A 19,693-nucleotide genomic window follows, 5' to 3' on the forward strand; every position below is an offset into this window, starting at 1 on the left:
GATGCGTGTAGCTCTGGGTTTGTCCGGCGGAGTGGATTCCTCGGTCGCCGCGCTATTGCTGCAACAGGCCGGGCATGTGGTCGAGTGCATTTTCATGCGCAACTGGCGCGCGGACGCCGACGACCCGCACTGTCACGCCGAGACCGACCGCAAGGACGCCGTCACCGTGGCTGGCCATCTCGGCTTGCGCTTTCGTCTGCGTGATTTTTCGGTCGATTACCAGAGCGAAGTATTCCGGCATTTTCTGGACGAGTACGCGCGTGGGCGCACGCCCAATCCGGATGTGCTGTGCAACCGCGAAATCAAGTTCAAGGTGTTTCTGCAGGCCGCACTGGCGCTGGGCGCCGAGCGCATCGCCACCGGGCATTACGCGCGCGTGCGCGAAACCGCGCGGGGCTTCGAGCTGCTGCGCGGCGTGGACCAGGCCAAGGACCAGAGCTATTTCTTGCACCAGTTGGGCCAGTACGAGCTATCGCGCACGCTGTTTCCGCTGGGCGCGATGCACAAGCCCGCGGTGCGCGCACTGGCGCGCGAGCATGCCCTGCCGACGCAAGCCAAGAAGGATTCGACCGGCATCTGCTTCATCGGCGAGCGCGATTTCCGCAGGTTTCTGGCGCGCTACCTGCCGGCACAGCCGGGCGACATTCTGGATACCGCCGGGCAGCGCATCGGCACGCACCCAGGCAGCCTGTATTTCACTCTGGGTCAGCGCGGCGGGATGGGGCTGGGTGGCGTGCGCGGTGCGGGCGAAGGCGCCTGGTACGTGGTGGGCAAGGACGTCGCCAGCAATACGCTGATCGTCGCTCAGGATGACGCCTCGCGATGGCTGGACGCGCGCACGCTGTGCGCTTCGGCGCCAACCTGGATCGCGGGCCGCGCGCCGGGCGACACGTTCATCTGCCAGGCGCAAATCCGCTACCGCCAGACCGCGCAAGATTGCCGCGTGCAAATCGATGCCGCGGGCTGTCGCGTGGACTTCGTGCAACCGCAGCGTGCGCCTGCGCCTGGGCAGTCCGTTGTGTTCTACCAGGACGAGGTCTGCCTCGGTGGCGCTACCATTGAGGCCAGCGACGCCGTGTTTGGCGGTTTGCTCGCACCGCCCGAATCCCACCCGATGAGCATGCCGCGATGAGTTCTCCGCAATGACCGCCGATCGCCCGGAAGAACGCACCCTTGCCCTGGCTGGCCTGTTTCAGGCGCTGGCGCTGGTACGCGCGCTGGCTACCAAAGGTCAGGCCGACAACACTGCCTACGCGGCCAGCCTGGCCAGCGTGCTGCGCATCGATGCGCCCGACACGCTGGCAGTATTCGGCAGCATCAGTGACGTGCGCCTGGGGTTGCAGACTTTGGTCAACCAGATCGAAGGCGACCAGGCTGACGCCATGATCACGCGCATGGCGCTGACCGTGCTGCGCATCGAACGCCGCCTGATGGCAGATGGCCCGCGTATCGAGCACCTGCAGCAAGGCTTGCGCGACGCGCAACGCCAGGCCGAGCATTTCGGCAGTCCCGATCACGCCAGCGTCATTGCACGGCTGGCCGGCCTGTACGCCGAAACCGTCAGCAGCCTGCGCCCGCGCGTGCTGGTCACCGGCAATGCACAGATGCTCAATCAACCGGCGCTGGTCGAACGCATCCGCGCCGCGTTGCTGGCTGCGGTACGCGCAGCAGTACTGTGGCGCCAGATCGGTGGCACGCAATGGCGCCTGCTCCTGCAGCGCAAGCAGATCCTGATGCTGGCGCGCGGGCTGCAGACGCGCGCGACGCTGGGCCAGGGCTGAGCACCGCGTATGTTGACCGCGGGAAATTTTCGATTTGGACTGATCAGGCCTTGGTGCTGATCAGCTGCAAGCATGGGCGCTGCTGCGCCAGCCTGGCCAGCAATGCCGCGAAGCGGAGCACGTCGGCCTGCCAGGGCGAAGACTCGCGCCAATACAGAGCGATCTCGCGACCTGGCGCCTGACCCTTGATCCGCGCCAGCACGATGCCCGGCATCGAGGCGAGGCGTTCGTGCGCCAGCGCCGGCACCAGCGCATAACCGCCGCGCAAGGTGGTGAGCGCCGCCAGGCTTTCCAGGCTCACGTCTTGCACGTGGCCCTGCCCAACGTCGGCGTGGCTCTCGGCCATCAGTGTGGCCGTGCTGGGGTCGAGCTGCGTCAGCGCGATCTGGCGGCGTCCGGCCAGCGGGTGGTCGGCGCGCAACATCAGCTCCCACGGCTCGAAAAACAGCGGTCGCATGGCGATCCCGCTGAGCGCTGGCGCGACGGGTGCCAGCACGGCATCCAGTTCGGCTTCCTGCAGACGTCGCAGCAAGCCCTTGGGCTTGCCCTCGGACAGGCCCAGCCGCGCGCCAGGGAAATGCTGCGGGAACGGCGCGATCAGATGCGGCAGCAGATATGGCCCCAACGAGGCGGGCACGCCCAGGCGCAGTTCGCCACCAAAGGCCACGGCGCCGGCCCGCGCCAGTTGCTGCAGGTGCTCGGCGGCATCCAGCAGGGTATCGATGTGCGCCAGCAAGCGCTGGCCACCCGCTGTGGGTACCACGCGCCGTCCGCCGCGCTCGAACAAGGGCGCACCAAGGGCCTGCTCGACTTTCTGCACCTGATGCGACAGGCCGGACGGGCTGATGTGCATGGCGCGCGCCGCGCTGTTGAAGCTTCCGGCGCGCTGCACTGCCTGTACCAGCGCCAGATCGCGCAGCGACACTGCGGCCAGCATGGTCGAAATCATCGAATGCTGCATGTCATGAAATGCGATTGTATGGAGTGCGCATCCGGCCCATGCTAGCGCGGATGAACCGCTGCCGTTGATGTTGGCGCACCCGGCCGAACGCATCCGCGAGCGACTTGTCTCAACTGACCGGGCGCCCGCGCAGGGACATGATCCCGGCCTGCAGCCAGCATGAATCGGGCAGCCATATCGGCCACCAATCCAAGGAGTTCGACCCATGAAAGACTCATTTGCCGTGCGCGACACCCTCGAGGTGCAGGGCCAGCGTTATACCTTCGCCAGCCTCGCCAGACTGGGCCAGCATTTCGATCTCAAGCGCCTGCCCTACTCGATGAAGATCCTGCTGGAGAACCTGCTGCGCCACGAGGACGGCGTGAATGTCAGCGCGCGCGAAATCGAGGCCGTCGCCCGCTGGAACGCGAAACAGGAACCCGAGACCGAGATCGCCTTCATGCCCGCGCGCGTGGTGCTGCAGGATTTCACCGGCGTTCCGTGCGTGGTCGACCTGGCCGCGATGCGCGACGCCATGCGCGTGCTGGGCGGCGATCCGAAGCGCATCAATCCGCTGATTCCTTCCGAACTGGTGATCGACCACTCGGTGCAGGTCGACGAGTTCGGCACCGCCAGGGCGCTGGAGGACAACGTCGCCATCGAGTTCCAGCGCAACGGCGAGCGCTATGGCTTCCTGCGCTGGGGGCAGAAGGCGCTGGACAATTTCAAGGTGGTGCCGCCGCGCACCGGAATCGTGCATCAGGTCAATCTGGAGCACCTGGCGCGCGTGGTGATGAGCGCCGACAAGGACGGTGCGCGCTGGGCCTATCCCGACACCGTATTCGGCACCGACTCGCATACCACCATGGTCAATGGTCTGGGCGTGCTGGGTTGGGGCGTGGGCGGCATCGAGGCCGAGGCGGCCATGCTGGGCCAACCTTCGTCCATGCTGATTCCGCACGTGGTGGGCTTCAAGCTCACCGGCAAGCTGCCCGAGGGCGCCACCGCCACTGACCTGGTGTTGACCGTGACGCAGATGCTGCGCAAGCTGGGCGTGGTCGGCAAGTTCGTCGAGTTCTATGGCGATGGCTTGGCGCATTTGGCGCTTGCTGATCGCGCCACCATCGCCAACATGGCGCCAGAATACGGCGCCACATGCGGCATCTTTCCGATCGATGCCGAGGTGCTGAATTATCTGCGCCTGACCGGCCGCGAGGCCGCGCAGATCGCGCTGGTCGAGGCCTATGCCAAGGCCCAGGGCCTGTGGCACGACGCGCACACGCCTCACGCCGAATTCAGCGCCACGTTGGAGCTGGACTTGGCCAGTGTGCGGCCCGCGCTCGCGGGTCCCAAGCGCCCGCAGGACCGCGTCTTGCTGGAGGACGTCAAGGCCAGCGCCGCCGCCGCCATCAAGCCACTGGCGGCCCTACGCAAGCCGCGCAATGGCGATGCCGCACGATTTGTCGATGAAGGCGGTGACAGTGCGGTCGGCAATGCCGCCAATGCCTTGTCCGAGGGCAGCGTGCGTGTCGAGATGAATGGGCAAACCTTCGACCTCGGTGATGGCGCCGTGGTGATCGCCGCGATCACGTCCTGCACCAATACGTCCAATCCGGCGGTGATGCTGGCTGCGGGGCTGGTCGCCAGGAAGGCCGTCGCACGCGGCCTCAAGGCCAAGCCCTGGGTGAAGACCTCGCTGGCACCGGGCTCGCTGGTGGTGACGGATTACCTCAAGAAAGCGGCGCTGCTGGGCGAGCTGGAAAAGCTCGGTTTTTATCTGGTCGGCTACGGCTGCACCACCTGCATCGGCAACTCCGGTCCGCTGCCGGCGGCGGTCAGCAAAGCCATCGCCACGGGCGATCTCGCGGTAGGCGCGGTGCTCTCGGGCAATCGCAACTTCGAGGGCCGCGTGCACCCGGAGGTCAAGCTCAACTATCTCGCCTCGCCGCCGCTGGTCGTGGCCTATGCCCTGGCGGGCTCGCTCGACATCGACCTTGCCCATGACCCGCTGGGCACGGGCAGTGATGGCCGACCGGTGTATCTGAAAGACATTTGGCCGAGCAACCAGGAAATTTCCGATCTGATCGCCAGCACCATCGACCCGCAGATGTTCACCCACAGCTACGCCAACGTGTTCGCCGGCGACAGCCGCTGGAACAGCATCGACGCGCCCGTGGGCGAGCTGTACCGCTGGGGTGATTCCACCTACATCAAGAATCCGCCTTATTTCGCCGGCATTCGCATGCAGCCCGCCGCGATGGCCACCATCCAGGGCGCGCGCTGCTTGGGCCTGTTCGGCGATTCCATCACCACCGATCACATTTCACCGGCCGGCAACATCAAGCAGGATTCCCCGGCCGGACGCTACCTCATCGAACACGGCGTGCAGCCTAGGGACTTCAATTCCTACGGGTCGCGCCGCGGCAACGACGATGTCATGGTGCGCGGCACCTTTGCCAATATCCGCATCAGGAACCTGATGCTGGATGGCGTGGAGGGCGGCTATACCCTGCACGTGCCCAGTGGCAAGCAGATGGCGATCTACGACGCGGCCATGCGCTACCAGGTCGAGAAAACGCCACTCATCGTGCTTGCCGGCAAGGAATACGGCACTGGCTCCTCGCGCGACTGGGCTGCCAAGGGCACGTTGCTGCTGGGCGTGAAGGCGGTGATCGCGGAAAGCTTCGAGCGCATCCATCGCTCCAACCTGGTCGGCATGGGCGTGCTGCCGCTGCAGTTCCTGCCCGGTGAAAGCGCGCAGGCGCATGGTCTGACGGGTCGCGAGAGTTTCGCCATCGTCGGATTCGATGCGCCCGAAGCGTGCGAGGCCACGGTCATCGCGCAGGGCGATGGCGGCGAAAAGCGCTTCCAGGTGCAGGTCATGCTACTCACCCCCAAGGAACGCGAGTTCTATCGCCATGGGGGCATCCTGCCCTACGTGCTGCGCCAACTGGCCGCACGCAAGGCGGCCTGAGTTCGCGCTGACAAGGCCCTGGTTGCATGGCCGCGGCACAGGGATGTGCCCGGCAACGAGCACGGGTGCATGCCTTGCGGCGCGCAGCGGGTCTGCGCACCGCCCGCGGCGTCATCCAACTGATGACTACCGTGTCTGGACGACGCCGGACTGCCCGCGCCGGCACATGCATCAACCCGAGCGGGACTGCGCGCAGGCCGCGCTGATCTGACGCCGCGCGCTGGCATAGTCACACAGCGCGGTTTCGATCCAGGCGCGGGTTTCGGGTCCGAACAGGCGCTCGTATTTGCGCTCGGGTGTACTGATTCGCCCCGTGGTCTCGCGCTTGCGCCATGGTTCGTGATCGACGCTGCTGACGCGACTGCCGGGCCGCGCCAGCAAGGTGCGATCGGCCGCAAGATCGAGAAACCCACGCAGCGCATGCCATGTGCCGTCGAAGTCGCGGGTCAGGTCTTCCAGGCACAGCAGGAAATGCCGCGGGTCATCCTGACGGGCCAGCGACAAGCCCAATGCGTGGTTCCAGCGCCGTGCCCAGGTGACCACGCCGCCGGTGAAATCCGGCCACGGCTGGTGCAGATCGGCATCGGCGATCGAGGCCAGCACGTCGCGGCCAGCGCGAATCACATGCACGAAGCACGCATCGGGCACTGCAGCCGCAATCTCGTCGAGATACAGCAGGTGCTGCGGGGTTTTTTCGATCCACGCGCTGCACTCGGCGCGCGTCGCAGCGCGATCAAGCATGTGCACGAAACGCCGGATGCATGCGCCATCGCGCCATGGGACCGGCGGACGCCGGCTCAGGCCGGCGCCGTGCTCGAGTTCGCGCAGGCGCCGACGACCACGCGATTGCGCCAGATGCAGTCGGCGGTGATACCAGCGCCGTCCGTCGCGCGCGTAGGGATCGCCCCAGCGCGCCTGGGTGCCGCCGTACAGGGCTTCGAAGAACCCTGTTTCGGGCAAGGTATATACATCGGGGTGACGTGCGATCAGCGCCTGCACCACGGTGGTACCCGAACGCGGACAGCCCACAACAAAAATTCGTTTCACTGCCAACTCCAGAAGCCCCCTCCTGGATAACGCGGTCCGCTCATCAGGGTTGACCGCGCGGGCATCACACCCGCGCGGTCAGTGGCTTTATTACTGCTTGTCGCCGGCAGCGTCAACCGCGAGCGTGCTGCTGTAGAACCGATTGAGGTCCGCGTGATAGGCGGCCAGTGCCTGCGGATTGAGGTAAATCATGTGACCCGAGTCGTAAAAGGTGAACTCGACATGGCTGCGCAACTGCGGCTCGAGCATCATGTGGTCGAGGTCATACTCGGTGGCGAAGAATGGCGTGGCCAGGTCGAAATAGCCATTAGCCGACATCACGCGCAGGTACGGGTTCTTGCGCAGCGCCGCGCCGAGATCACCCGCCACATAGGGCAGCGGCAGTTTCCAGCCCGAGCCCGGCACGGCATGGTGCCAGTCCCATTCGCCGATGACCTTGTCGTTCATCACCTTGTACGGGCGTTCGGAGTGGTACTTCAGCACGTTGCCCAAATACCAGTTGAAGGCCGTGGTGAAGCCCGGCGAGACGAACTGGTCGGACGGGTCGAAATCCGGCGTGGAGCCGATCGCGTTGATATCCAGTCCGGCGTAGCGTCCGTCGTAGCGGCCGATGCTCTCGCGCTCGGGCAGCATCAGCTCCTTGCGGAAATTGCTGGCCTCGATGCGCAGGTTGGCGCGCTTGATGTACTCCAGCGGCAACCCGGTGTACTCGTGCAGCTTGACAGCCACCGCGTCGCGCTCGGCGACAGGAAGGTTTTCACCCTGCGCCAGCGCGTGCGCATACTCGCCCAGCGCGAACTGCTGCACCTTGGCCAGCAGCGCCGGCAAATCGGTGCCCGGATTGCCCGGCAGCTTGTGGTGGTACCAAGCCAGCGCGGTGTAGGTTGGCAGGTACAACTCGTATTTCGTGTCCGACCCCGGCATCAGCAAGCCGTAGTTGAGGATGGACGACTGCAGCACCACGCCGTTCATGCTGATGCCCTGATCCTGCAGATACTCCACCAGCGCTGCCGAGCGCGTGGTGCCGTAGCTTTCGCCAAGCAGGAACTTGGGCGAATTCCAGCGATTGAACTGGGTCAGATAGCGCTGGATGAACTGGCTGAAGGATTTCACATCCTGATCCACGCCCCAGAACATCTTGTCGGTGCCCTTGCCGACCACATGGCTGTAACCGGTGCCGATCGCGTCGATGAACACCAGATCGCTGTCATTGAGCAGGCTGTCGTGGTTGGGCACGATGGCATACGGTGCGGGCGGCGTGGCACCTGCATTGTTGAGCGCGACTTTCATCGGACCCAGACCGCCCATGTGCAGCCAGATCGAAGAAGATCCGGGTCCGCCGTTGTACAGAAACGTGATCGGGCGCCTGGCCTCATTGCGTACGCCGTCCTTGGTGTAGGCCACGTAGAACATGGTCGCCACCGGTTCATTCTTGTCATCGCGCAGGATGATGGTTCCTGCGGTGGCGGTGTAGCGCACGTCCTCATTGCCGATGCGCACGCTGCCGTGGGTCACGACCTCGCGCTGCTGCGGCAGCGTTGCGGCAGCTGCGGTCTTGGCGGGCTCGGCATGGGCGGCGTCGGCGGCATACGCGCCCATGGGCAACAGAGCTGCGGCCAGCAGCATGGGCAGTATCTTGCGTTGCAGTTTCAAGGCGTTCTCCCGGGATTGGTAACAGGCGCTGAATGGCGCGAGCGAAGCATTAGAGCAGTCTTCCAGGCTACGGTTCCGTATCCCTGCCATTAGTCATGGGTGGCCGGCGCCCAGCCATAGCCAGGACAGACGGCCCCGATGATGGCAACGCGGCATTGCAGCGCATCTTGCTGGGCCGCGGGGGCTATGTTGCAATCCGGACCCTACGTGCGCGCAGGGTGCACGCTCCATCTGACGGTCGATGAGGTCAACACATGGGCGTTGAGCGTCCCTGGCTTGCGCACTACCCGAAAAATGTCCCTGCCGAAATCGACCTGAACCGTTACGCCTCGGTCGTTTCAGTCATTGACGAGGCCTGCCTGCGCTTCGCCCAGCGCCCGGCCTATGGCAATTACGGTCATGTCCTGAGCTATGCGGAGATCGATCGCCTCAGTGCGCAGTTCGCAGCGTATCTGGGCGGCACCTTGGGTCTGGCCAAGGGCGATCGCATCGCGATCATGCTGCCCAACATCCTGCAGTACCCGATCGTCCTGTTCGGTGCACTGCGCGCCGGACTGGTCGTGGTCAACACCAATCCGCTATACACCGCGCGCGAACTGGAGCACCAGCTCAAGGATTCCGGCGCCAAGGCCATCGTGGTGCTGGAGAACTTCGCCGGCGTGCTGCAGGGCGTGATCACGCATACCGACGTACGTCACGTGGTGGTGACCAGCCTGGGCGAGATGCTGGGCACACTCAAGGGCGCGCTGATCAACTTCGCAGTGCGTCATGTCAGGAAAATGGTGCCGCCCTGGCAATTGCCCGGAGCCGTCAGCCTGCATCAGGCGCTGGTGCTGGGCGCGGGTCAGGCACGCCCGCAGGTGGCGCTGGGCCACGACGATCTGGCGTTCCTGCAATACACCGGCGGGACTACCGGCGTGGCCAAGGGCGCGATGCTCAGCCACGGCAACATGGTCGCCAACATGTTGCAGGCCTCGACCTGGATCCAGTCGGTGCTGCACGAGGGCGAGGAAGTCATCGTCACCGCGCTGCCGCTGTATCACATCTTTTCGCTCACGGCCAATTGCTTCACTTTCCTGAAAACCGGCGGTTATGCCTATCTGATCACCAATCCGCGCGACATGCCGGGCTTCGTCAAGGAACTGCGCCAATTGCGCTTCACCGCGATAACCGGCGTCAATACCTTGTTCAATGGCCTGCTCAACACGCCCGGCTTCAACGATCTGGATTTTTCGCACCTGCGCATGACCCTCGGTGGCGGCATGGCGGTGCAGCGTGCCGTGGCCGAACGCTGGAAGCAGGTGACCGGCTGCACGCTGGTGGAAGCTTACGGCCTCACCGAGACCAGCCCAGCGGTGTGCATCAACCCGCTGGACCTGGCCGCCTACAACGGCTCGATCGGCCTGCCGGTGCCTTCCACCGAGGTCTGCGTGCAGGACGACAGCGGCACGTTGCTGGCCACCGGTGAGATCGGTGAATTGTGCGTCAAGGGTCCGCAGGTGATGCAGGGCTACTGGAACCGTGCCGACGAAACCGCCAAGGTCATGGACAGCGGCGGCTGGCTGCACACCGGCGACATCGCGCGCATGGACAGCAACGGGTTTTTCTACATCGTCGATCGCAAGAAAGACATGATTCTCGTATCCGGCTTCAATGTGTACCCCAATGAAGTCGAAGACGTCATGGCCGCCTGCCCCGGCGTGCTCGAAGTGGCCGCCATCGGCGTACCCGACGATAAATCCGGTGAAGCGGTAAAGCTGTTCGTGGTGCGCAAGAACCCCGCGCTGACCGAGGCCGAGGTACGCGATTATGCGAAAGCCAACCTCACCGGTTACAAGCGCCCGCACATCGTCGAGTTCCGCGACAGCCTGCCCAAGACCAACGTCGGCAAGATCCTGCGTCGCGAACTGCGCGCCAGTCCCGGGAGTTGAGGCTGCGACGCAACGACCCCGGCAAACTCAGTCGTTGAAAAACTCAGGTATTGAAAGCCTCCACGCGATCCGCATAGCCGCCGAGCAGGTCCCACAGCGGGATCTGCCGATCCTCGGGTATGCGCGTGAACTCGAAGCACAGCTTGTGCTCGGTCTCGCGCACGCAAGTAGCCTCCAGATTGATGTGCGCATCGCCTTCCAGCAGCAGATCCAGCGTCCACAACTGTCCACGGCCACCTTGCCACTGCTGCGGGCGCTGCACGCACAGACCCGTTGCGGAAATGTCGACCATTTCGCTCTGCGCACTCTCGGCGCCGCGGCTGAGCAGTACCGCGCTGACCACATGCAGGCGGGCGTGACGATAAAGGTTCTGTGCACTCATGCTGGTGTCCGGTTCCGGCCCCTTGCGCCGGGTACGCAAACATCCAAGCAGGATTCAGGCCAACCCCGCAGACCGCAAAAATGCTGGCCGAACAGTGCGCGGGGCGTCCGTCGGCGTCACCCGACTGACGCAATAGGTCGTTTGCACGCATCAGGTATCCCGGCGCGACACGGATGATGTGGCGCCGCTAGTGCAACGCGCGTTGACCCCCTGCGGGGTGCGTGCTACAAGCCCTGCCACCTATTCTGTCGACGCCCGCCATGGCTGATCTCGAACAACAATTTCTCGCCGCCAGCGAGGCCATCAAAAAGCTGGGTGAGCGTCCCGACAACGACACGCTGCTGAAGCTCTATGCGCTGTACAAGCAGGGCTCCGTGGGCGATGTCGATGGCCCCAAGCCGGGCTTTTTTGATTTCGTCGGCACCGCCAAGTACGAAGCCTGGGCCAAGCTCAAGGGCACCGCGCGCGATGCGGCACAGAGCAAGTACATCGAACTGGTGCACAGCCTGGGCGCCTGAGCAGACGTTGCGCCCACCTGCGTCCACCGAATTCCGCCATGCACATGCAACTCGGTTGTCCGCACTGCGCGCAGCGTGCCATGCCGGCCGTGGTCAAGGCACTCACCTCACCGTGGCAGGCGCGTGAGTGCCGCCGCTGTGGTTGTCGCATCGGCGTGCCGTGGTGGGGCCATGGGTTGGCCATGCTGCCGATACTGGCCATTCTGATACTGCTGCCACTCGTGCCGATCCGCGACGGCTTGTGGCTGTTGATCGGCATGACGATCGCATTCGTCGCTCACTTCATGCTGCGCCTGGTCGCGGTGCCGATCGTGTCGCGCGAGCCGGATGGACAGCGCCGGTTTTGAGCGCAACTCAGCGCCCGCGCAAGCCGATTTCCTCGCCCTCGTGGCGGCGATCCCAATTGCGCAGATCATCGCGGATATGCTGGATGCCTTGACGACCCAGGCCATTGCGCTCGGAATCGAGCAGCACGCCATCGAGCAATTCGGCCATGCGCTGCGCGGCGGGCAACATGGCATCCCAAGCATCCAGCGCGTTGAGCGGACCGGGCAGCGTCATGAAAAAACCGAGGCCGGGCGTCGCCAACGCATCGATGTGCGCCAGATCGAAACTGCCGGGCTTGACCATGTTGGCCACGCTGAACACCGGACCCAGCGCCGCGCTGCGCTCATCGAGACGGTGAAAGATGTTCATGTCGCCGAATTCAAGACCTACTTTTTCGGCGGCCACCACCAGATCGACACCGCGAAATACCCGCCCTTCGCGCGCGGTGACGAACAAACTGATGATGCGCTCGATGTTCGCCTCCTGGCGTTTCCCGGCGCTCTTGGCGGGCGTAGCGGACGCAGGCGTGATCGGTGCCGCCGCGGCCGCATGCGCCAGCGGTGCCTGCGGGGTCATGGGCCTGACGCCAGACTTGCCTGTCTCGGCGGGGACCTTCACGCGCGCCGCGGCAGGGTCCGCATCCAGCGCCGCGTCGCCGAAGCGCGGTTCGATGCGCACGCTCTCGGCGCGTTCGGTCTCGTTGCGCGTGGCGGCCGGTGGGCGCTTGCGGCCGATGATATAGATCGCCAGCAGCGCAACGAAGCTCAAAATCAGCAACGGCAGTCCGATCGCGGGGTCCCAATGCATCGTGTTCTCCGGGGTTCCGCGCCGATCAGCGCGGAGGGGGTCAGGCAACGCCGGCGAGTTTAGCGGCTTCTTCGAGATCCACTTGCACCAGCCGCGATACGCCAGGTTCGCGCATGGCCACGCCGCACAGATGTTGCGCGGATTCCATGCTGGTCTTGTTGTGCGTCACGTACATGAATTGCACGCGCTCGCTCATCTCCTTGACCAGTTCGGTGAAGCGGCCGACGTTGGCCTCGTCCAGTGGCGCATCGACCTCGTCGAGGATGCAGAACGGCGCCGGATTGAGGCGAAAAATCGCGAACACGAGCGCCACTGCAATCAGCGCCTTTTCGCCACCGGAGAGCTGCGAGATATTGCTGATGCGCTTGCCAGGTGGCCGCGCCATGATCGCCACGCCGGCATCGAGCAAATCATCGCCGGTGAGCTCGAGATAGGCCGTGCCACCACCGAACAAGCGCGGGAAAAGCTCCTGCAAACCGGTGTTGACCTTGTCGAAGGTGTCGCGAAACATCTGCCTGGTCTCGCGGTCGATCTTGCGGATCGCGGTTTCCAGCGTCTCCAGCGCCTCGGTCAGATCAGCCAGCTGCGCATCCAGATAAGTCTTGCGCTCGGCCTGTTCGGCGTGTTCCTGGATCGCGGCAAGGTTGACCGGTTCGAGGCGGCGTATTTTCTGCTCCAGGTCCAGCAGCGCGGTGCGGAAACTGTCGATCTCGATGTCCTCGGCAAGGCTGGCCAGCACTTCATCCAGCGCGAGGCCGCTGGCGCCGATGGCCTCGGCGATCTGCGCGGCGCGCAGGCGCTGCGCCTGTTCCGCGAGGCGCTGCTCGGTGCCCTGCTCGCGCTGCCGCAGCAGACGTTGTTCGGCGTGCTGGCGCTCGCCTTCCAGCGTGCGCTGGCCGGTCTCGGCTGCTTCCAGTGCGCCGCGCGCTTCGACCAGTGCGCGATCGGCCAGCAGGCGTTGCTCGAGATACACCGCGCGTTCGGCATCGAGTTCGACCAGCGGCGCGGCGCCAGTGGCGAGTAGTTCGGCCAGTGCCTCGCTGCGTGCACGCACTTGCGCATGCTGCGCCTGCGTGCGCGCGATCGCCTGTTCCAGCGCGATCAGCGCGCTGCGCCGCGCCTCCAGGCCCAGCGCCAGCTGCCGCTGCCGCTCGCTGGCCTCGCGCAGATTCAGGCGCGCCTCTTCGCGCGCTTCCAGCAGGTTGCGCCGCGCGGCATCCAGCCCATGGCGCCGGGTTTCATCAGCGCCCATGCGCGTCAGCGCAGCCTCCAGCCTGGCGCGTGCGCTGCGTGTTTCGAATTCCAGCGCAGTCAGGCGTTGCGCAACGCCGCCAAGCTCCTCATCCAGCCGGGTCAGGCGATTGCGCGCCAGTTCCAGCTTGCCTGCCTGGCTTTGACGTTGACCGGCCAATTCCGACAGGTGCCGGTGCGCCTGGTACAGCTCGCGCTGTGTGTCCTCGCGCAGGCGTTCGTGCTCGGCGCGCGCGGTGGTGGCTGCCTCCACGGCAACGCTGGCTGCCTGTACGGCGGCCTCGGCCGTGGCCAGCATGGTCTGCACGGACGCAATTTCGCGCGCACGCGCCAGTACGCCGACCTGCTTGTCACCACCGCGCAGCACGCGCAGGAAATCGCGACCCAGCCATTCGCCGCCGGCGGTGATGACGCTTTGCCCTGGCGCAAGATTCACCGCCAGCGCGCGCGCGCTGGCCAGATCCGCGGCGGTATGCACGCGTGCCAGCAGGGCCAGTGCCGCCGCTGGTCCCTGGGCATGCATGGCCAATGTGCCTGCAACCCTGGGTGCGCTCGCCTGATCGAGCCCGAGCAGGGTCAGATCAAAATCGTCATCTGCGCTCAGGGCGCCAGCAGCTTCCAGCGGCTGCACGGTGAGCACGGCGTCGAGCCAACCGGCGAGCACGGTTTCCACCGCACGCTCCCAGCCCGCATCCACCTTGAGCTGCGCGCCCAGACGCGTGGCCTGCTGCAAGCCGAGACGCTGCAGCCAGCCGCGCAGTCGCGCATCGTCCTCACCCAGCGCGGCGTGCTGCAGGGCTTCAAGCGATGCCAGCCGCCCGCGCAGCGTCTGCACGTTCTGCCGCGCGTGGTCCTGTGCCGCCTGCTGCTCGCGTTCGTGCGTCTGCGCCCGAGCCAATTCCGCCTTGTGCTGTTCCAGTGCGGCGTTGAGGCGTTCGACCTGTTGCTGTTGCGCATCGTGCTGTTGATTCAGCACGCCAATCTCGGCGGCCAGCGCGGCGAGGTCGGTACCACCGCGTTCGCGTTCCAGGGTTTCTCGGCGGCGCGCCAGTTCCATGCTCTCGCGATCGAGGTGACTCAGGTGCGTGCGCTCGACCTCGGCCGCGCGCGCCACATCGGCGGATTCACCGCTGTGCGCATCCCAATCCTGCTGCCATATGGCCAGTTGCGCCTCGGCCTGCTGCAGCGCCTGCTCATGACGCTGTTCTTCAGCGCGCAGGTCATCCATCTGCGGTAGCGCCTCATTCTGCGCGCGGCGCTGCTCGTGCTGGCGGGCCTGGTCGTCTTCGAGCTGGCGTTCGATCTGCTGCATTTGCACGAGCACCTCGGCCTGCTCGCGCTGCAGGCGCTCGCCCAACTCGCGGTTGTGCCGCAATTGTTGCTCGACGCGCGCGACTTCCGCGCCGATCTTGTAGGTTTCGGCTTGTGCCGCATTGAATCGCGTGCCGGCTTCGGCATGTGCAGTACGCGCGTGCTCGAGGCGGTTTTCGATCGCGGCCAGCGCCGCCTGTTCGCGCTCGATCGCCAGCTCGCGGTCACGCAGCGCCTGCTGTTGTTGTGCCAGTTCGGCGCTCAGTGCGCGGTATTCGAGTGCGCGCAATTCGGCCTCGCGCCGTGTCTGTTCGGTTTTCAGTGCTTGCCAGCGCTCGGCCGCGCGGGCCTGGCGGTTGAGGTGATCCAGTTGCTTGTCGACCTCATCGCGCACATCGCGGATGCGATCCAGATTTTCACGCGTGGCCTTGATGCGACTCTCGGTCTCCTTGCGCCGCTCCTTGTACTTGGAGATGCCAGCGGCTTCCTCCAGATGCACGCGCAGGTGCTCGGGCTCGGACTCGACGATGTCGGAGATCACGCCCTGCTCGATGATCGCGTAGCTGCGCGCGCCGAGGCCGGTGCCGAGGAACAGGTCGGTGATATCGCGACGTCGGCAGCGCGTGCCATTGATGTAGTAGTTCGACTGGCCGTCGTGGCTGACCAGACGCCGCACCGAGATCTCGGCGAAGTTGGCCCACTCGCCACCGAGCGTGCCTTCGGAGTTGTCGAACACCAGCTCGACACTGGCCTGCCCGGCCGGTTTGCGCGCGCTGGATCCGGCGAAGATCACATCGGTGATGTTCTCGCTGCGCAGACGGCTGGCCGCGCTCTCGCCCAGCACCCAGCGCACCGCGTCGATGATGTTGGATTTGCCGCTGCCGTTGGGACCGACCACGCAGGTGATATTGGTCGGCAGTGACAACGTGGTCGGGTCGACAAAGGACTTGAAGCCGGCCAGCTTGATCGAGGTCAGGCGCATGCGCGTGCAGGAATCCGGTGAACGCCGCGCTCCCCGCTGCGGCCAAGCCATGAACTGTAGCCAATGCCGCCATCGATGCGCAATGCGAACGGGCTCGAATTTAAACTCAATTTATTACGCAACTCATTGAATAAAAATGTTCAAGCTTTGAGCTGTTTGCAAACCCGCTGCAGCATATGGGCGCACTGGGCCGGCGCCCGCTGCGCGCCGGAACCATGGATGGTGCAGGCAGGGCTTTGGCAGCGAAGCAGGATGCGTAGCTGCCAAAGTGCCGCCGCGACGGGCATGCAAGTGCTGGTCGCGACCTGGGTGGTGCGGCTTTGCCGCGCCTGTTTGCTTGCATGAAGCCGCTTTGAATCTGGCGGCAGGATGCCCGGTTTTGCAAACCGATCCCTTATAAGTCACCGCCAGATTTCGGGTCGGTCCCGGATGTGGCCTCGATTTGCAGGGCGTGGATATCGCTGTCCATGAGCGTGCCCAGTGCGGCATAGACGGCGCGATGCCTGGCCAGCGGCGCCATGCCGGCGAATGCAGTGCTGACGATGCGCACGCGAAAATGCCCGCGCCCATCGCGCGCGCCGACGTGACCAGCGTGTCGGGCGCTGTCGTCGATCACTTCGAGCTGCAGCGGCGCGAACGCGTCCTGCAGGCGCGCGCGGATGAGCGCCACGCGCGACGCCGTCACGGCAACACCTTGCGGAAGGGTTTGGCCTCGATGCTGCGGTAGACGCCCGCGGCACGGTATGGATCCGACTCGGCCCAGGCCTGCGCGGCGCCAAGATCGGCGAACTCGGCCACGATCAAGCTGCCGCTAAATCCGGCCGCCCCGGGATCCTCGGCATCGATCGCCGGGAACGGTCCGGCCAGCAGCAGACGCCCCTGTTCGAGCAGCGCGCGCAGACGCGCGAGATGCGCCGGGCGTGCGGCCTGGCGCGCGGCCAGCGAGTCGGGATGGTCAATCGCGGTGATGGCGTACCACATGGGCTAGAGCGCTCGTGAGCGGGAAGTGGGAAACGTGCGTGCCGAGTGTGCGCGAGGCTTGCATGTCACGGGTCGCGGTCTTCCGGGCGCATGTACGGAAACAGCAACACGTCGCGGATCGAGGGCGCGTCGGCCAGCAGCATTACCAACCGGTCGATGCCGATGCCGAGGCCACCGGTGGGCGGCAGGCCGTGTTCCAGCGCACGAATGTAGTCGGCGTCGTAGTGCATGGCCTCGTCATCGCCGCCGGCCTTGGCATCCACCTGGGCCTGAAAGCGCGCCGCCTGATCCTCGGGATCGTTCAACTCGGAAAAGCCATTGGCGATTTCCTTGCCGCCGATGAACAGCTCGAAGCGGTCGGTGACGCCCTTGTCGGTGTCGCTCTCGCGCGCCAGCGGCGACACCTCGACCGGGTGCTGGGTGATGAAGGTCGGCTGCACCAGGCTGGCTTCGACGGTTTTCTCGAAGATCTCCAGCAACAGCTTGCCCCAGCCGTAGTCGGGCTTGACCACCACGCCCAGGCGCTGCGCATGCGCGGCCAGCGCAGCGCGGTCGCGCAACTGACCGGGCTGGATTTGCGGATTGTGCTCGAGCACCGCGTCCTGTATGCGCCAGCGCCGGAACGGCGCGTCCAGATCAACCGCACGGCCTTCCCAACTCAGCGCACAGCGCCCGAGCACATCGGTTGCGCAACTGCGCAGCAGGGCTTCGGTCAAGTCCATGATGTCGCTATAGGTGGCATAGGCCTGGTACAGCTCAAGCATGGTGAACTCGGGGTTGTGGCGCGTGGATACGCCCTCGTTGCGGAAGTTGCGGTTGATCTCGTACACGCGCTCGAAACCGCCGACCACCAGGCGCTTGAGATACAGCTCCGGCGCCACGCGCAGGTAAAGCTGCAGGTCCAGCGCATTGTGGTGGGTGATGAACGGCCGCGCCGTGGCGCCGCCGGGAATGACGTGCATCATCGGCGTTTCAACTTCCATGAAGCGCCGTGGCGCGTCCTCGAGCCAGCGCCGGATGTGGCCAATAACCTGCGAACGCAAGCGGAACGTGGCGCGCGTCTCGGGGGTCACGATCAGATCGACGTAGCGCTGCCGGTAACGCTGCTCCACATCGGCCAGCCCGTGCCACTTGTCCGGCAGCGGGCGCAGCGCCTTGACCAGCAGCCGGATCGCGCTGACCGCCACCGACAATTCGCCGGTTTTGGTGCGTGTGAGCGTGCCCTCGACGCCGACGATATCGCCGATGTCCCAGCCCTTGAAAGCGGCATAGGCCTCGCCCAGCTCGGCACGCAGAAACAACTGGATCGCGCCGCTGCCATCCTGCACGCGCGCGAAGCTGGCCTTGCCCATCACGCGCTTGGCCAGCAGGCGCCCACCCAGGCGCACGCGGCGCGCGCAGGCGGCCAGTGCCTCGGCGCTCCAGCGCTCGGCGTCGGCATACTCCGTAACCAGGTCGCCGGCGAACGCATCCGGCTGGAAATCGTTGGGATAGGCGATGCCGGCAGCGCGCAGCGCCTTGAGTTTTTCGCGGCGTTCGGCGATCAGCTTGTTCTCGTCCGGCGCGCTGTCAGTGGCCGGGGGCGTGGCTTCGCTCATGGGCAAGTTTTCCATCATTGCAGCATCGAGGATAGTCAGGCATCCGCGCGCCTGGAGCCGACTTCAAGGCCAGCCTTCAGGCTGCCCTCGACGAACGCGTCGAGATCGCCATCCAGCACTTTTTGCGTGTCCGTGCGTTCGATACCGGTGCGCAGGTCCTTGATGCGCGACTGGTCGAGCACGTAATTGCGGATCTGGCTGCCCCAGCCGATATCGGACTTGGTGGCCTCGACCGCGGCCTTCTCGACATTGCGCTTGTGCAGTTCCAGCTCGTACAGCTTGGCCTTGAGCATCTTCATCGCGCGGTCGCGGTTGGCGTGCTGGCTGCGCTCGGTCTGGCAGGCGACCACGGTGTTGGTCGGCACGTGGGTAATGCGCACCGCGGATTCGGTCTTGTTGACGTGCTGGCCACCGGCGCCGGAGGATCGATACACGTCGGTCTTCAGGTCGGCCGGGTTGATCGCGATGTCGATATCGTCGTCCACCTCGGGCGCGACGAACACGCTGCCGAAGCTGGTGTGGCGGCGATTGTCCGAGTCGAACGGACTCTTGCGCACCAGTCGGTGCACGCCGGTTTCGGTTTTCAGCCAGCCGTAGGCGTAGTCGCCCTCGACGCGGAAGGTCGCGCTCTTGATGCCGGCCACCTCGCCGGCGCTGGCTTCCAGCAGTTCGGTCTTCCAACCGCGCGACTCGGCCCAGCGCAGGTACATGCGCAACAGCATTTCGGCCCAGTCCTGCGCCTCGGTGCCGCCGGCACCGGCCTGGATATCGACAAACGCATTGCTGCTGTCCATCTTGCCGGCGAACATGCGCCGGAACTCCAGCGTGCCGACGCGACCGGCCAGCACATCGACATCTGCGGCGATGGCCTTGATCGAAGCCTCGTCGCCATCGGCGATGGCGAGATCGAGCAGTTCGGCAGCGTCGTTCAGCCCGCTTCCGATCGCATCCAGACCCTCGACCACCTGGGCCAGCCGCGCACGTTCGCGGCCCAGCTCCTGCGCGTGCGCCGGATCGTCCCAGATCGTGGGCAACTCCAGCTCGCGGTTGACCTCTTCCAGACGCTCGCGTTTGCCCGCGTAGTCAAAGATACCCCCTGAGCGCGGCAACGCGCCCACGCAGGTCTGCGATCAGGTTGTGGATGGGGTTGGTCTCGATCATGGACGACACGCCGTATAAAGCATCCGAGGATAGCAGAGCACCGCGCAAT

16 protein-coding genes are annotated in these 19,693 nt (G+C 65.3%); 6 read left to right on the forward strand and 10 right to left on the reverse strand.

Annotated elements, in window-relative coordinates; genetic code table 11:
- Position 1: 1 nt before the first annotated feature.
- On the forward strand, positions 2 to 1,132 hold the full coding sequence (gene mnmA, locus Mschef_RS09940; protein WP_081128040.1) for a tRNA 2-thiouridine(34) synthase MnmA: 1,131 nt from the start codon (positions 2 to 4) through the stop codon (positions 1,130 to 1,132).
- 10 nt (positions 1,133 to 1,142) lie between these two features.
- Positions 1,143 to 1,781: a high frequency lysogenization protein HflD gene (gene hflD / locus Mschef_RS09945; protein WP_081128042.1), complete on the forward strand. Its 639-nt coding sequence runs from the start codon at positions 1,143 to 1,145 to the stop codon at positions 1,779 to 1,781.
- A 43-nt stretch (positions 1,782 to 1,824) separates the two neighbouring features.
- Here the strand turns inward: hflD and Mschef_RS09950 are convergent, their stop codons facing one another.
- Complete coding sequence (locus Mschef_RS09950; protein WP_081128043.1) at positions 1,825 to 2,742, reverse strand: LysR family transcriptional regulator; 918 nt, start codon at positions 2,740 to 2,742, stop codon at positions 1,825 to 1,827.
- Between the two features lie 205 nt (positions 2,743 to 2,947).
- On the opposite strand from Mschef_RS09950, the gene acnA reads away from it, so the two are divergent.
- Positions 2,948 to 5,695: an aconitate hydratase AcnA gene (acnA, locus tag Mschef_RS09955; RefSeq protein ID WP_081128044.1), complete on the forward strand. Its 2,748-nt coding sequence runs from the start codon at positions 2,948 to 2,950 to the stop codon at positions 5,693 to 5,695.
- 171 nt (positions 5,696 to 5,866) lie between these two features.
- Here acnA and Mschef_RS09960 read toward each other — a convergent pair whose 3' ends face one another.
- Both Mschef_RS09960 and Mschef_RS09965 read right to left on the reverse strand, forming a co-directional pair.
- Positions 5,867 to 6,742, reverse strand: a complete 876-nt coding sequence (locus tag Mschef_RS09960) for a sulfotransferase family protein (RefSeq protein ID WP_168708945.1) — start codon at positions 6,740 to 6,742, stop codon at positions 5,867 to 5,869.
- A 90-nt stretch (positions 6,743 to 6,832) separates the two neighbouring features.
- Positions 6,833 to 8,395, reverse strand: coding sequence for a S10 family peptidase (locus Mschef_RS09965; protein ID WP_242426509.1), 1,563 nt, complete (start codon positions 8,393 to 8,395; stop codon positions 6,833 to 6,835).
- A gap of 254 nt (positions 8,396 to 8,649) precedes the next feature.
- Between Mschef_RS09965 and Mschef_RS09970 the strand changes: the two genes are divergently transcribed.
- Complete coding sequence (locus Mschef_RS09970) at positions 8,650 to 10,326, forward strand: AMP-binding protein (protein ID WP_081128046.1); 1,677 nt, start codon at positions 8,650 to 8,652, stop codon at positions 10,324 to 10,326.
- Between the two features lie 43 nt (positions 10,327 to 10,369).
- Here the strand turns inward: Mschef_RS09970 and Mschef_RS09975 are convergent, their stop codons facing one another.
- Complete coding sequence (locus Mschef_RS09975) at positions 10,370 to 10,708, reverse strand: PilZ domain-containing protein (protein WP_081128047.1); 339 nt, start codon at positions 10,706 to 10,708, stop codon at positions 10,370 to 10,372.
- 260 nt (positions 10,709 to 10,968) lie between these two features.
- Here Mschef_RS09975 and Mschef_RS09980 point away from each other — a divergent pair, with 260 nt between their 5' ends.
- Complete coding sequence (locus Mschef_RS09980) at positions 10,969 to 11,226, forward strand: acyl-CoA-binding protein (RefSeq protein WP_081128048.1); 258 nt, start codon at positions 10,969 to 10,971, stop codon at positions 11,224 to 11,226.
- Positions 11,227 to 11,306: 80 nt separating this feature from the next.
- The gene (locus Mschef_RS09985) at positions 11,307 to 11,573 is read left to right on the forward strand and encodes a hypothetical protein (protein WP_136256502.1); all 267 of its coding nucleotides are present in this window, start codon (positions 11,307 to 11,309) and stop codon (positions 11,571 to 11,573) included.
- A 7-nt stretch (positions 11,574 to 11,580) separates the two neighbouring features.
- Here Mschef_RS09985 and zipA read toward each other — a convergent pair whose 3' ends face one another.
- The 6 genes from zipA to prfB all read right to left on the reverse strand — a co-directional run bounded on the left by zipA (position 11,581) and on the right by prfB (position 19,644).
- Complete coding sequence (gene zipA, locus Mschef_RS09990) at positions 11,581 to 12,360, reverse strand: cell division protein ZipA (RefSeq protein ID WP_081128050.1); 780 nt, start codon at positions 12,358 to 12,360, stop codon at positions 11,581 to 11,583.
- Between the two features lie 40 nt (positions 12,361 to 12,400).
- Positions 12,401 to 15,904, reverse strand: a complete 3,504-nt coding sequence (gene smc, locus Mschef_RS09995; protein ID WP_081128051.1) for a chromosome segregation protein SMC — start codon at positions 15,902 to 15,904, stop codon at positions 12,401 to 12,403.
- 394 nt (positions 15,905 to 16,298) lie between these two features.
- A complete protein-coding gene (locus tag Mschef_RS10000) occupies positions 16,299 to 16,589 on the reverse strand; it encodes a BolA family protein (protein WP_081128053.1) in 291 nt (96 codons plus the stop codon).
- Entirely contained in the window at positions 16,586 to 16,885 is a 300-nt protein-coding gene (locus Mschef_RS10005; protein WP_081128055.1) for a YciI family protein, read from the reverse strand. The genes Mschef_RS10000 and Mschef_RS10005 overlap by 4 nt, the downstream gene beginning before the upstream one ends.
- A gap of 65 nt (positions 16,886 to 16,950) precedes the next feature.
- Entirely contained in the window at positions 16,951 to 18,483 is a 1,533-nt protein-coding gene (lysS, locus tag Mschef_RS10010; protein WP_081129952.1) for a lysine--tRNA ligase, read from the reverse strand.
- A gap of 35 nt (positions 18,484 to 18,518) precedes the next feature.
- Positions 18,519 to 19,644 (reverse strand): peptide chain release factor 2 gene (gene prfB / locus Mschef_RS10015; protein ID WP_136256503.1). Its coding sequence is split into 2 segments (ribosomal slippage): positions 18,519 to 19,568 and positions 19,570 to 19,644, totalling 1,125 coding nucleotides; the frame shifts between segments, so codons are not numbered across the junction.
- Between the last annotated feature and the right edge of the window lie 49 nt (positions 19,645 to 19,693).

The sequence above is a fragment of the Metallibacterium scheffleri genome (assembly GCF_002077135.1).
Lineage (GTDB): Bacteria > Pseudomonadota > Gammaproteobacteria > Xanthomonadales > Rhodanobacteraceae > Metallibacterium > Metallibacterium scheffleri.